A 12661-nucleotide genomic window follows, 5' to 3' on the forward strand; every position below is an offset into this window, starting at 1 on the left:
CTTCTTCGAAGGAGTGTTCCGATGGGTCACGGCCCCGGGTTCGGGACCGGCTCTGGGGCCTGCGCGGCGCGCCGCGGAGGCGGGAGGAACGGCAGCTGCGCGCGCCCGCCGGGCGCGGCGCCGCCGAGGGCGAGCAGGGCGCCCGCGGTGCCCGTGGACAAGTCCATGGACAGGCGCATCAACTGCTCGCCGGGAAAGGCCAGACGGCCCTGGTACGGCACTGCGTGCCGGGCCAGTGCGTCGATCTGGCGGGCTATGTCGGCATCCCGGGTGCCGGGTCCCGGCGTGGTGGTCCGCGCCAGGTGGAGGACCATTCCGGCGGCTCCGCGGAAGAGCCCGGGCTGCGCGTAGAAGGTCGCCTGGGCGGCCCGTACGATCTCCAGCCGGGCCTGCTCGAACCGCGGGTCCGTGCCGTGCCCCAGCCAGTCGTCCAGCACCATCCCGATGCCCACGCTGCCCGCGCCCAGGTAGGGCATCGTGCGCCGGCCCTCGTCCACCTGGAGCGTGCCGAACACGCTGGTCACGCAGCGGTCGAGGTCGCGGTGCAGGGCGCGGCTGGCGTGCGACAGGTAGTCCCGGTCGCCGGTGCGCTCGTACAGCCGGACGAAGAGCAGTGCCGGGCCGGACCCGCCGTGCAGCAGGCCCGCGCGGGTCAGGCCGGGGGCGGAGCGGGCGGCCAGCTCGGCGCAGCGCACCGCCGCGTCGTGCAGGGCGCCCTCCCCGGTCGAGGTGCCGAGCGAGTCCAGGGCCAGTCCGATGCCGGCGAGTCCGCCGTGCAGGTCCGGACCGACGTCCTGCCAGGGCTGGCGCAACAGCTGCTCGGCGAGCGCGAGCGCTCTGTCCCGGTGGCCGAGCCGCTCCAGGGTCCACGCGGTTCCGGCGAGCCCGTCGTAGAAGCCGAGCGGCGTCCCCGAGCCCGGTGTCTTGGTCCTGGCCAGCAGCCATTCCTCGGCCTCGGGCCAGGGCGCGGACCCGGTCTCGGCCAGCGCGTACAGCACCCCGGCCGCGCCGTACCCGAAGCCGATCCCGCCGCCCTCCGCCGCGAACTGGGCGATGTCGCCGGGGAAGAGCCGGTCATCGCGGTCGGGGGTGGCCGAGGCGCGGATCGCCGCCGTCATCGAGTCCCGGGCCGCCGCCCAGTCGCCGGGCTCCACGGGGAGGTAGGGCCCGTCCGGGGCGGGTATCCGCCCGCCGCCGGCCACGGCCGCGGGCGTCGCCCCGTCCGGACCGGCGAGGATCTCCTCGACGGCCTCGTCGAGGAACCGGCGCGGTACGGGGAACTGCTCGGCGGCGATGTCGGCCAGGTGCACCGCCTTCGCCCGGTCCAGTACGAGCAGGCTCGTCAGCGGCAGGAACAGGGCGAGCCGCAGGCAGGCGAGGGCGTAGCGGTCCACGGCGAAGCCGCGCCGGCCGGGCGGCGCGACGAACGCCGGATTGGCGACCGTTTGCCGCAGCCCCTCGTCGATGTGCGCGGCGGCCTCGAAGTCCAGGAGCGCGACGGACGGTTCGCCCGCCTCGTCCTCCGCGACCATGATGTTGAAGAGGTGCAGGTCGTTGAAGACCACCCCGCGGGCGTGCACGGCGTCCACGGCCTCCGTCACCAGGCGGTGGATCTTCAGAGCCCAGTCCGTGTAGGAGGCGAGCTCCGCTGGATCCGGGTCCGCCTCGATGAGCGGGTGCCGGTGGGCGAAGTAGCTGCTGAGCGGCTTGCCCTTCAGGTACTCCATGGCCAGGAAGTGGTGGTCGCCGACCGTGAAGGTGCCGCGGACCGCCGGTACGCAGCCCAGCCCGGCCAGCCGTTCGAGGGCCGTCCGCTCCCGGTGCAGCCGGGTCACGGCGTCGGCGCCGTCGGCGGCGAGCCCCGCGTGCGGCCGGGCCTCCTTGAGCACCACCGGCTCGTCGCTTCGGGTGTCGCGTCCGGCGTACACCCCGCCGCCGTTGGAGAAGTGCAGGGCCCGCTCCACCGTGTAGGGCACGGAGCCGAGGGTGACGGCGGAGCGCGCGTCCAGGTGCGGCTTCAGGAAGCCGGGAAGGTCGAGCCAGGCCGGCGGCTGGAACACCGGACCGCGCGGGTCCGGCACCAGCACGCCGTCCGGGTCCTCGATCGCGGGGACCAGCGTGCCGTGCTCGTCGTAGCAGTGCCGCAGGGTGAAGCTGCCGTAGCGCAGGTGCACGGGACCGGCGCCCCAGCGCAGGTCGCTCAGGATGTACGGGCCGGGCTCGCCGGCCAGCAGGGCGTCGAGGTCCTCGGCGATCCGCCGGCACTGCTCTTCATCGGCCGGGTACACGGTCAGGAACTTGCCGCTCGCGGCGCGGTCGGCGTACTTGGCGTTGCGCAGGTGCAGCAGGTAGCGGTTCGGCACGAACTTGAAGGCGATGTGCCGCGCGGTGCAGTACTCGTACACCCGCTCCAGCACCGACTCGGCGTTGTCGAGGCAGGCGGAGACGTGGATCTTCCAGCCCTGGGAGGGCAGTTCGCATCCGAGGGGCCGCAAGGCGTACCAGTCCCCGCTGCGGTGCGACTGCCACCCCTGCGGTACTGCGGCGAGCGCGGCCCGGTAGTTCTCCTCGGCCCGCCGGTACGGCGCGTCGTAGAACCACCGGTCGGCGTCGCAGAAGGCGGCGTACCCCTTGTTCACTCCTGCTCCCTCGGTCGGCTGCGGACTTACCGTGCCACTCGCAGGAGTCACCGCGACAGTCACGGCTGTCACCGACGGGGTGTGCAGTACGCATGCGTCACTTGACGGGAGAACGATCAGAAAATGATCAGAGGAGGGCTGTTCTGATCATTGATAAACATCCCGCCGCACCGGAGCCCGCCCGGGCCGGATCGGACGGAGCCCCACCTCAGTGCTCGACCAGCCCGGTGACCGGGACCGGGGCGACGCGGCCGGTGGCCGGGCGGGTCCGCGCCAGGTCGATGCCGACGTCGACCAGGGACGACCGGCGCAGGCCGGCGACCTCGGCGAACGGCGTCCACACCGACGCGACGATCTCGCCGTTCGGCTCGGGCCGGAACAGGCCTCCGGTGATGCGGACCCGGTAGTACACGCCCACGTTCTGGTGCGCGACCCCCGCCCGTGCCTCCGACGCGGGGATCACCCGGGAGTCGACTCCCAGCAGCCGTTCGACCACGGCGTCGCAGCCGGTCTCCTCGGCGAACTCCCGGACCACCGCGTCGAACGGGTCCTCCGCGTGCTCGACCCTGCCGCCCGGAAGGGTCCAGCAGCCCGACGAGTGCCGGGCGAGCAGGACCCGCCCGTCCTCGACGCACACGCCGTACGCCGCCAGCCGGAAACCACCCGGCTCCGCCCCGCCCGCGCCCGATCCCTCTGCGCCCGCCCCGCCCGCGCCCGATCCCTCTGCGCCCGCCCCGGCCCCACGGCCCGTCTCCCGGTTCATCCGGCCATCCTGACCCACGGGAACGGCACCCGGCACCACCCGACCGGGTCGGCCTCCGGAGCGGCGGCACCGGTTCCCGTGGACGGCAGGCCGGCGGGCGGTCCGTTGGTCCCCCGGTGGCCGACGGCCGGGGCTCCGGACTGTGCCATTGGTCCAGTCTGCCGGAGTCCGGTTGAGCCATTGCCCCTCCGGGTGGTTATCTGTGGCGTATCCATGTACTTACGGCGCCGCGCAGCGCCGGACGGCAACGAAGCCGGTTCGGAGCGCGGCGCCTTCGCCGTGCCCGTACGCCGCCCACCACCCCGGGCGGACCGCGCCCGGCGTGCGCCATCGCAAGGGGGGCGGCACACCGCCGTGAAGAGGATGTTCGTGGCTCCGGATCCGGGGCGCCTGAGGCTGAGGAACTCGTCCCGCGCCGTCGTCGGCGTCGCTCTGGCCGTCGTGACGGCCGAGGTCGCCGGGCTCTCCCTGACCGCCTCCATCACCGGGGGACTGGCGGCCCTGCTCGCCCTCTTCACCGTGCTCGACCCCACCGTGCGCGCCCAGCGGATCACCACCGCCCTGCTGCCGGTCGCCGGGTTCCCGGTGCTGGCGCTGGCCACCACCCTGCACGGGGTGCCCCTCGCCCGGGACGGCGCGTTCCTCGCCGTCGTGTTCGCCGGGGTCTACGCCCGCCGCTTCGGCCCGCGCGGACACGCCCTCGGGATCTTCGCCTTCATGATGTTCTTCGTGACGCAGTTCCTGCACGCCGTACCCGGCCAGCTCCCCGAGCTGTACGCCGCCGTCGGCCTGGCCCTGGTCGCGTCCGCCGCCGTGCGCTTCGTGCTGTGGCCCATCGAGCGCCGCACCCCGCCCGCCGCCGCCCCGCCCGGGCTGCCGGGCTCCGGGATCGCCCGGCCCACCACACGGCAGGCCTTCCAGGCCACGCTCGCCTGCTCCTTCGCCCTCGGCATCGGCCAGGCGCTCTCCGAGGACCGCTGGTACTGGGCCGTCGGCACCGCCTGGTGGATCTTCGTGAACACCGCCTCCCGGGGCGAGACGCTGGTCCGCGGCTTCCGCCGCGTCGTCGGCACCGTCCTCGGCATCGCCGCCGGGCTGCTGATCGCCGTACCGCTGCACGGGGCGCCGGCGCCCACCGCCGCCCTGGTCGCCGTGTGCGTCTTCGGGATCTTCTACACGGCGGCCCCCTCGTACTCCTGGATGATGTTCTTCGTCACCGTCATGGCCGGACTGCTCTACGGGCTCCTCGGGGTCCTGCACCCGGGCCTGCTGCTCCTGCGCTTCCAGGAGACCGCCATCGGCGCCGTCGGAGCCGCCCTCGCCGTGGTCCTGGTGCTCCCCGTCACCACCCACGCCACCAACCACGCCTGGATCCAGCGCGCCCTGCGCTGCGTGCACGCGGCCACCGGCGAGGCGGCCGCCCGCCTCGCCGGCACCGCCGGGGCCGACCCCACCCCGCACGCCGCCGAACTGGAGCTGCTGCTCGCGCGGGTGCGGATGGCCCTCGCCCCGCTGGTGCACCCGCTCAGCCCGTTCCGGGCCCGCAAGGCGCGGGCGCGCCAGGTCATCGCCCTGCTGGACGCCTGTGCGCGCGAGGTGCGCGGCCTGGCGGCGGTCGCCGCCGACCCGGCGGCCTCCCACGACGCCCGGCTGGCGGCCGCCTGCTGGCGCGTCGAGGCCGCGGTCGAGGCGCTCACGGCGGGCGAACGGGAGCTGGAGCGGCCCACCCCGGTCCGCCCTGCCGCCACCGAGCCGGCCGCCCTGGTCCACCTGCACGGCCTGGAGCGTGCCCTCGCCGAGCTGGCGGCGCCCCTGCGCAGCGACCCCCGGAGCCCGCTGGTCCGCGCCTGAGCCGCCGGGGCCCCAGCCGTACGGGCCCCGCCCTCAGCAGCGCCGCAGCAGCTCCGGCGGTGCCCCGGCCAGCCCCGCCGGCAGCCGGCCCGCCGTGTGCACCACGCCGAGGGACTGCGTCGCGCGGGTCAGCGCCACGTACAGGTCGCTCGGCTCCAGCGCGGCCGGCTCCACCACGACCACGGTGTCGAACTCCAGCCCCTTCGCCTGCCGGGGGTCGAGGAGCACCACCTCCCGCGTCAGGTCCGGCTCGGCCCCCGCCCGGACACCGGGCAGGACGGCGGCCAGCCCGGCGTGCAGCGCGCGCGGGGCGATGACCGCGAGCCGCCCCCGCTCCGGCCGCCCTCGCTCAGCCCCGTCCCGCTCGCCCAGCTCCTGCTCCACGGCCCGCGCGACGTCTCCCGCCAGGTCCTCGCCCGCGGCGCGCGCCCAGGGCCGCACGCCGGTCGACCGCACCGAGCGCGGCGGCTCGAAGGCGGGGTCGCGCTCCCGCGGCACCGCCGCCGCCACCTCCATGATCTCGGCGGGCGTGCGGTAGTTCACGTCCAGCCGGACCAGCTCCCAGCGGTCGCCCACGTACGGGGCGAGGGCGCGCTCCCACGCCCCGCACCCCGCCTCTTCCGCCGTCTGCGCGGGGTCGCCGACCAGGGTCATCGACCGCGTCGGACAGCGGCGCATCAGCAGCCGCCACGCCATCTCCGACAGCTCCTGCGCCTCGTCCACGATGACGTGGCCGAACGCCCAGGTCCGGTCCGCAGCGGCGCGCTCCGCGGTGCTCCGGTGGTCGGCCTCCTCGTAGCGCTCGGCCATCCGCTCGGCGTCGATGATGTCGTGCGCCGCGAGGAACTCGTTCTCCTCGTCCTCGAACTCGTACGAGTCCGAGCCCTGCGAGAGGTCCAGCACTCCCTGCGCGTACGCGACGCGCTCCCGCCGCTCCCGCTCCTGCGCGGCCCGCAGGGGGGCGTCGTCCTCCCCGAGGAGTTCGGCGGCCTCGTCCAGCAGCGGTACGTCGGCCGGCGTCCAGTCCGCGGCGGCGCCGGTGTCCTCGCGCCGGATCAGGGCCGCCTCGTGCGCCGGCAGGTGGGTGGGGCCGGCCAGGAAGTCGCGGACCAGCCGCTCGGGGGTGAGGGAGGGCCACAGCGCGTCGACCGCGGCGTGCACGGCCGGGCTTATGGCGATCTCCTTGCCGATCTGGGCGACGTCGTCGGGGCCGAGCAGGTTCGGCCCGCCGTACGGGTCGGCGCCCAGCCGGTCCACGAGCTGGGCCGTGAGGGCGTCGACCACCCGGAAGGCGAACGCGGGCCGCGCCCGGTTGTGCGGCAGTCCGGTGGCGCGGGCATGGTCCCGGGCCGCGTGGGCGATGGTGCGGTCCAGCAGCAGGACCCCGTAGTCGTCGTGGTCGATCTCCAGGGCGGGCTCGGGAACGGTGTCGAACTCCTCGCCGCTGTCCGCCGGCAGGGTCTCCGGCAGGCACTGCCGGTCGGCCACCACCCGGGCCAGCACCCCGGCCATCGCGGCCCGGCCCTTGACCGCGGCGGCGCCGGGACGGTCGGTTCCGGTGGCGCGGACGCCGGGGAACAGCTCGCCCGGCGTCGCGAGCAGCACGCCCGTCTCGCCGAGCGCCGGGAGGACCCCGCCGATGTATCCGAGGAAGGCGGGGCCCGGGCCGACGATCAGCACCCCGCGCTTGGCCAGCAGCTCGCGGTGGGCGTACAGCAGGTAGGCGGCGCGGTGCAGCGCGACGGCGGTCTTCCCGGTGCCGGGACCGCCCTCGACGACCAGCACCCCGCGGTGGCTGGAGCGGATCACCCGGTCCTGTTCGGCCTGGATGGTCCGCACGATGTCGTGCATGCGGCCCGTCCGGGCGGCGTCGAGCGAGGCCAGCAGCACGGCGTCCGCGTCGGCGCCCTCGTGGCCGGTGCGTTCCGCGTCGGCGAGGTCGAGGATCTCGTCGTGCAGGGCCGTGACCTCACGCCCCCGGGTGCTGATGTGCCGGCGCCGGCGCAGCCCCATGGGGGTGTGGCCGGTGGCCAGGTAGAACGGGCGCGCGACCTCGGCGCGCCAGTCGAGGACCAGCGGGGTGCGGTCGGCGTCGTCCGCACGGATTCCGATCCGGCCGATGTGGGGGTCGCGGCCGTCGGAGAACTCCAGACGGCCGAAACAGAGGCCGTTCTCCCCGGCATTCAGAGCGGAAAGCAGGCCCGACTGTTCGGCGACCATGACGTCCCGTTCCAGACGCGCCTGGAAACCGGTGCCGACCTCGCGCAAAGCGCCGTCGACCGCGCGTTCGGCCTGGTCGCGCAGGTCGTCGAGGCGTCGATAGAGACCGGTGACGAATTGCTGCTCTTTCCGGAATTCCTCGGTTGACAATTGCACTCCTGCCGCGATACGGTGTCCTCGTAAGCTTCTCCACGGCTTCAGGTTCAGTGAAGTCGTGAACTGATAAATATACGCTCACCGATCCCTCGGCAGTCAATTGGCCCAGCCAATTCGACCGGGGGATTTTTTGCGTACCGTGGTTCCCATGACCACCGCATCCGGTTCCGCAGCCGGCTCCGCACCTGGCCCCGCTGACGGCATCGTCTACCGGCCCGCCCGCCCCGGGGACGCCGGCGCCATCGAGGCCCTGGACAGCTCCTTCACCACCGCCACCGTCTTCGAGGTGACGGTGACCGACGCCGGCTTCGCCCTCCGCGAGGTGCCCGTGGACCCGCCGGTGCGCAAGGTGTTCCCGCCCGAGGAGCACGACGAGCAGGCGCTCGGCGCCGTCGGGCCGGACAGCGCGGGGGACGCGCGGACCTACGTCGCCCTCGACGGCGGCCGGGTCTGCGGTTTCGCCGCCGTCGGCTACTCCGCCTGGAACCGGCGGCTGACGGTCGAGGACATCGAGGTCGCGCCGGACGACCGGGGGCGGGGCATCGGCCGCGGGCTCATGGAGTGCGCCGCGGACTTCGCCCGCGAACGGGGCGCCGAGCACCTCTGGCTGGAGGTCAGCACCGTCAACGCCCCGGCCGTGCACGCCTATCGGCGCATGGGGTTCTCCCTCTGCGGCCTCGACACCAGCCTGTACGGCGGCACGCCCGCCGCCGGCGAACAGGCGCTCTACATGAGCCGGCCCTGCCGCTGAGCCCCCGCGCGGCCAACTGCCGGACCGGGCCGGATGATACGACCACGCTCCACCGTTCCGCAGCCCGTCGGCCGCGGACCACTCGGAGGTGTGTTCCGTACGCGCTTGCGGCACGGCGCTGACCTGCGACACGTACAACGGGTGGGGGTTCATTGCGCATTCATCCCGCAGGTCAGGGTGGATCCGGTCGGACAGGGGGGATCGCCCGTCATGGAAATACCTCCACAACGCTTCACCACCGCTCGGGTGTGGGAGGCGGCCGAGGAGTTCATCCGGCTCTTCCACCGGGAGAACCCGGAGGCCGGCGGTCCGAACGCCCGGCTCGTCGCCGTGCGGGAGGAGCTCGCGGAGACGGGTACCTACCGGCACACCCCGGAGGAGCTGGTCCACGGGGCGCGCGTGGCCTGGCGCAACAGCAACCGCTGCATAGGCAGGCTCTACTGGAACTCCCTGCGGGTGCGCGACCGCCGGGACCTCGTCGCCGCCGACGAGATCGCCGACGAGTGCTTCGCGCACCTGCGGGAGGCGACCAACCGCGGCCGCGTCCGGCCCACCGTGACGGTCTTCGCACCGGACGCCCCGGACCGCCCCGGCCCGCTGATCTGGAGCGAACAGCTGGTCCGCTACGCCGGCTACGGCGACCACCCCTCCGTGACCGTCGGGGACGCCCGCAACGCCCCGCTCACCGAGGCCCTCCTCCGGCTCGGCTGGGCCGGTGGACCCGGCACTCCCTTCGACCTGCTCCCGCTGGTCGTCCAGGGGGTGAACGACAAGCCGCGCTGGTTCGACACCCCCGCCGACGCCGTCCTCGAAGTCCCGATCCGGCACCCCGAGGACGCGGGCTGGGAAGCCTGGGGGCTGCGCTGGCACGCGGTACCCGCCATTTCCAACATGTGCCTGGAGATCGGCGGCATCCACTATCCGGCCGCCCCGTTCAACGGCTGGTACATGGGCACCGAGATCGGTGCCCGCAACCTCGCCGACACCGACCGCTACAACCTCCTGCCCGCCGTCGCCCGCCGGCTGGGCCTGGACACCTCCAGCGACCGCTCGCTCTGGAAGGACCGCGCGCTGGTGGAGCTGAACCGCGCGGTCCTGGACTCCTTCGACCGGGCCGGCGTGACCATCGCCGACCACCACACCGAGTCCCGCCGGTTCCTGACCCACGTGGAGCGCGAGGAGCGCAAGGGCCGTGACGTGGGCGCGGACTGGTCCTGGATCGTGCCGCCGATCTCCGGTTCGGCCACCCCGGTCTTCCACCGCACGTACGACGACCGGCCGAGCAGCACGGCGTACGTCCACCACCCCGGTGCCCAGGAACGGGCCCACGGGCGGGATTTGGTCTAGACCTTCTGTTACCGTCGGCTCCGATCGGATCCGAGAGCGGCGGAGAGGGCGAACCCCGTGGACAGCGGCGACAGTGTGGACGGCGTGGACGGCGTGGACGGTACGGACCCGGGCGGCGGTCACCGCGCCCACATCGGCTCGTTCACCTCGGGGGGCGGACGCGGGGTCACCACCGCGGCCGTGGATCCGCACACCGGGGCGCTGACCGTGCTCTCGGCCGTCGGGTCGGTCGAAGACCCCTCGTACCTGGCCTACGCGCCGGACACCGGCGTGCTCTACGCGGTGAGCGAGACGGAGCGGGGCGCGGTGGCCGCCTTCCGGTCCACCGCCGGGGGCCTGGAGCCGCTCGGCCCGGCCGTCCACGTCGGCGGCTCCGGTCCCACGCACCTCAGCACGGCAGGGCGGCGGCTCTTCACCGCGAACTACACCTCCGGGAGCGTCAGCAGCCTGCCGCTCGCCGCCGACGGGGCTCCGGCCGGCCCGGCCTCGGTCCTCGCGCACCGGGGCTCCGGGCCGGACGCCGGCCGCCAGGAGCGCCCGCACGCCCACCAGGTGCTGCCCGACCCGACCGGCCGATGGGTGCTCAGCGTGGACCTGGGCACCGATTCGGTACGGGTCTGCGCGCTCGACCCGGCCACCGGCGCGCTGCGGGTGCACACCGAGACCGCGCTCCGGGCCGGCACCGGGCCGCGCCACCTCGCGTTCCACCCGGGCGGCGGGGTCGTCTACGTCCTGCACGAGCTGGAGCCGCAGCTGACCGTCTGCCGCTGGGACCCGGCGTCCGGGCGGCTCGACCCGGTGGCGGAGGTTCCGGTCGCCTCCGGGGCCGCTGCGGGCGTCGTACGGCCCTATCCCTCGGCGGTCGCCGTCCGACCCGACGGGCGCTTCCTCTGGGCGGCCGTCCGGGGCACCGACGCGATCGCCACCTTCTCCCTCGCCGGAGGGGCCGAGGAGCCGCAGCTCACGAGCACCGTCGACTGCGGCGGCAGCTGGCCGCGCGACCTCGTCGCGGACCCCTCGGGGCGCCGGCTGTACGCGGCCAACGAACGCTCGGGGGACGTCACCTGGTTCGACGTGGACCCGCTGACCGGCCGGCCGGTCCGGGCGGGCTCGGTCGCCGTCCCCGCGGCCGCCTGCGTGGTCTTCGCCTGACGCACGCGCTCGACGCACGCGCTCGACGCACGCCGAAGGGCCCGTACCCGGCGCGGGTACGGGCCCTTTCGGGGTGCGGGTCAGCGGGCGGCGGCGCCCTGCGTGATCCCGAGGGCCGCGGAGTACTGCGCGACGGCCAGTTTGCCCAGCGCCGGGTAGGAGCCGAGCACCTCGGCGGTGGCGCAGTCCGCCTCCTTGCACGCGGTGTCCAGCAGGCCCTCGGCCGCCTCCGGGCCGATCAGGTACGGGGCCAGGGCCAGCTGCGTCGACCCTTCGCGGCGCAGCTGCTCGGCGACCGCGGCCACCGAGCCCTCCTCGTCGAGCGCGGCGGCCTTCACCGGTACGGCGAGGCGCGCGGCGAGCAGCATGCCGGTGATCCCGGCGGCCTGCACGGCCTCCTCGCCGCCGGTGGTGGCCAGCACGATGCCGTCGGCGGCGGTGGTCACGGTGAAGAGCCGGGCGCGGTCGGCGCGGGCCAGTCCCGCCTCGGACAGGCGCACGTGCAGCCCCTCGGCGAGCAGCGGGTGCGGGCCGAGCACGTCGGCCAGCTCGGTCGCGGCCGAGGACTCCATCAGGGCCTGGCGGATCCGGCGCAGCAGATCGCCGTCGGGGCCGGCCAGCAGCGGCACCACCACGGCGTCCGGGCCGGTCGGCGCGGGCACCTCGTGGCCGGCGGCGCGGGCGAACTCCGCGCGCGCCGCGCGTTCGGACGCGACCGCGTCCAGCGCGCCGGACAGCGACGGGAACTCGGAGGCGTCGTCACCGTCGATGAAGCCGATCCGGGCGTCGAGGCCCGGCAGCTCGGAGCGGCCGATGCTGATGATCTCTTCCGCGAGGCTCCGGGAGGAGGCCGAAGGGGCACCGGGCACGGCGAGCACCAGCGCGGGCGCGCCCTCGGGCGCCGCCGCGGGCTCGGGCCGGCGGTGCCGTCCGGTCTGGCGGGGTCGCGGCATTCGTACGGGCAGGCCATTTGCGGGCCCAGTGGGGGAGCTCATGGCGCCGCATGCTACTGGCTTATCGGAACCGGGTGTTCGGGCAGGGCCTTCTCGGGTGGCATCTGTCCGTATTTATCCGGTGAATGTCAGATACGATCAACTGACTGACGGCAAGCGCCAGTCCACAGGCTGTGAACCCAGGCCCGTGAGCAGGTCGTTCGTCCTGCTGAACGGCCTGGATCCGAAGAAGCCGTAGTCGGCCGACCTGGGGGAGGGGTGCGAGGACTCCACCACCGGCAGTTCGCCGAGCAGTGGCCTCAGGTTGCGGGCCGCGCGGCCCCACAGGATGGAGACCAGCGGCTTGCCGCGGGCGGCGAGCGCGCGGATGGCCTGGTCGGTGACGGCCTCCCAGCCCTTGTCCTGGTGGGCGTTGGGGCGGCGGGGCGCGGTCGTCAGCGCGCGGTTGAGCAGCAGCACACCCTGCTGCGTCCACGGGGTGAGGTCGCCGTTGGCGGGGCGACCGGTGCCGAGGTCCCGGTGGAGTTCCAGGAAGATGTTGTCCAGGCTCGGCGGTACCGGACGCACCTCGGGTGCGACCGAGAACGACAGGCCCACGGCGTGCCCCGGGGTGGGATAGGGGTCCTGGCCGACGATGAGGACCTTGACCTCGTCGAACGGTTGCTGGAAGGCCCGCAGCACATGGGGTCCGGCCGGCAGGTAGCTCCTCCCCGCCGCGATCTCGGCGCGCAGGAAGTCGCCCATGGCGGCGATCTGCCCCGCCACCGGCTCCAGAGCACGGGCCCAGCCCGGCTCGACGATCTCGTACAACGGTCGTGCTGCCACGGTG

General features: G+C 74.5%; 10 protein-coding genes. 4 read left to right on the top strand and 6 right to left on the bottom strand.

Translation table 11 applies throughout. From position 1 onward, the window contains the following. Window positions 1-26 precede the first annotated feature (26 nt). The 3 genes from lanKC to ACZ6S8_RS25130 all read right to left on the bottom strand — a co-directional run bounded on the left by lanKC (window position 27) and on the right by ACZ6S8_RS25130 (window position 3551). Complete coding sequence (gene lanKC, locus ACZ6S8_RS25120) at window positions 27-2639, bottom strand: class III lanthionine synthetase LanKC (RefSeq protein WP_469459272.1); 2613 nt, start codon at window positions 2637-2639, stop codon at window positions 27-29. Between the two features lie 208 nt (window positions 2640-2847). Then, the gene (locus tag ACZ6S8_RS25125) at window positions 2848-3402 is read right to left on the bottom strand and encodes an NUDIX hydrolase (protein WP_469459274.1); all 555 of its coding nucleotides are present in this window, start codon (window positions 3400-3402) and stop codon (window positions 2848-2850) included. Further along, entirely contained in the window at window positions 3399-3551 is a 153-nt protein-coding gene (locus ACZ6S8_RS25130; protein WP_469459276.1) for a hypothetical protein, read from the bottom strand. Before ACZ6S8_RS25130 ends, ACZ6S8_RS25125 begins: the two co-directional genes overlap by 4 nt. Before the next feature lie 214 nt (window positions 3552-3765). Here ACZ6S8_RS25130 and ACZ6S8_RS25135 point away from each other — a divergent pair, with 214 nt between their 5' ends. Continuing rightward, complete coding sequence (locus ACZ6S8_RS25135) at window positions 3766-5253, top strand: FUSC family protein (RefSeq protein ID WP_469459396.1); 1488 nt, start codon at window positions 3766-3768, stop codon at window positions 5251-5253. A gap of 33 nt (window positions 5254-5286) precedes the next feature. Here ACZ6S8_RS25135 and ACZ6S8_RS25140 read toward each other — a convergent pair whose 3' ends face one another. Next, complete coding sequence (locus tag ACZ6S8_RS25140) at window positions 5287-7623, bottom strand: HelD family protein (protein WP_469459278.1); 2337 nt, start codon at window positions 7621-7623, stop codon at window positions 5287-5289. A 154-nt stretch (window positions 7624-7777) separates the two neighbouring features. On the opposite strand from ACZ6S8_RS25140, the gene ACZ6S8_RS25145 reads away from it, so the two are divergent. From ACZ6S8_RS25145 to ACZ6S8_RS25155, 3 genes are all read left to right on the top strand, one after another. Further along, window positions 7778-8380, top strand: coding sequence for a GNAT family N-acetyltransferase (locus ACZ6S8_RS25145; RefSeq protein WP_469459280.1), 603 nt, complete (start codon window positions 7778-7780; stop codon window positions 8378-8380). 210 nt (window positions 8381-8590) lie between these two features. Further along, the gene (locus ACZ6S8_RS25150; RefSeq protein ID WP_469459282.1) at window positions 8591-9727 is read left to right on the top strand and encodes a nitric oxide synthase oxygenase; all 1137 of its coding nucleotides are present in this window, start codon (window positions 8591-8593) and stop codon (window positions 9725-9727) included. A 57-nt stretch (window positions 9728-9784) separates the two neighbouring features. Further along, on the top strand, window positions 9785-10879 hold the full coding sequence (locus ACZ6S8_RS25155) for a lactonase family protein (protein WP_469459284.1): 1095 nt from the start codon (window positions 9785-9787) through the stop codon (window positions 10877-10879). Between the two features lie 80 nt (window positions 10880-10959). Here ACZ6S8_RS25155 and ACZ6S8_RS25160 read toward each other — a convergent pair whose 3' ends face one another. Together ACZ6S8_RS25160 and ACZ6S8_RS25165 are read right to left on the bottom strand one after the other, a co-directional pair. Continuing rightward, the gene (locus tag ACZ6S8_RS25160; RefSeq protein WP_469459286.1) at window positions 10960-11874 is read right to left on the bottom strand and encodes a sirohydrochlorin chelatase; all 915 of its coding nucleotides are present in this window, start codon (window positions 11872-11874) and stop codon (window positions 10960-10962) included. A gap of 96 nt (window positions 11875-11970) precedes the next feature. Continuing rightward, on the bottom strand, window positions 11971-12657 hold the full coding sequence (locus tag ACZ6S8_RS25165; RefSeq protein ID WP_469459288.1) for a uracil-DNA glycosylase: 687 nt from the start codon (window positions 12655-12657) through the stop codon (window positions 11971-11973). Between the last annotated feature and the right edge of the window lie 4 nt (window positions 12658-12661).

The organism is Streptomyces sp. NPDC048461 (assembly GCF_055587105.1).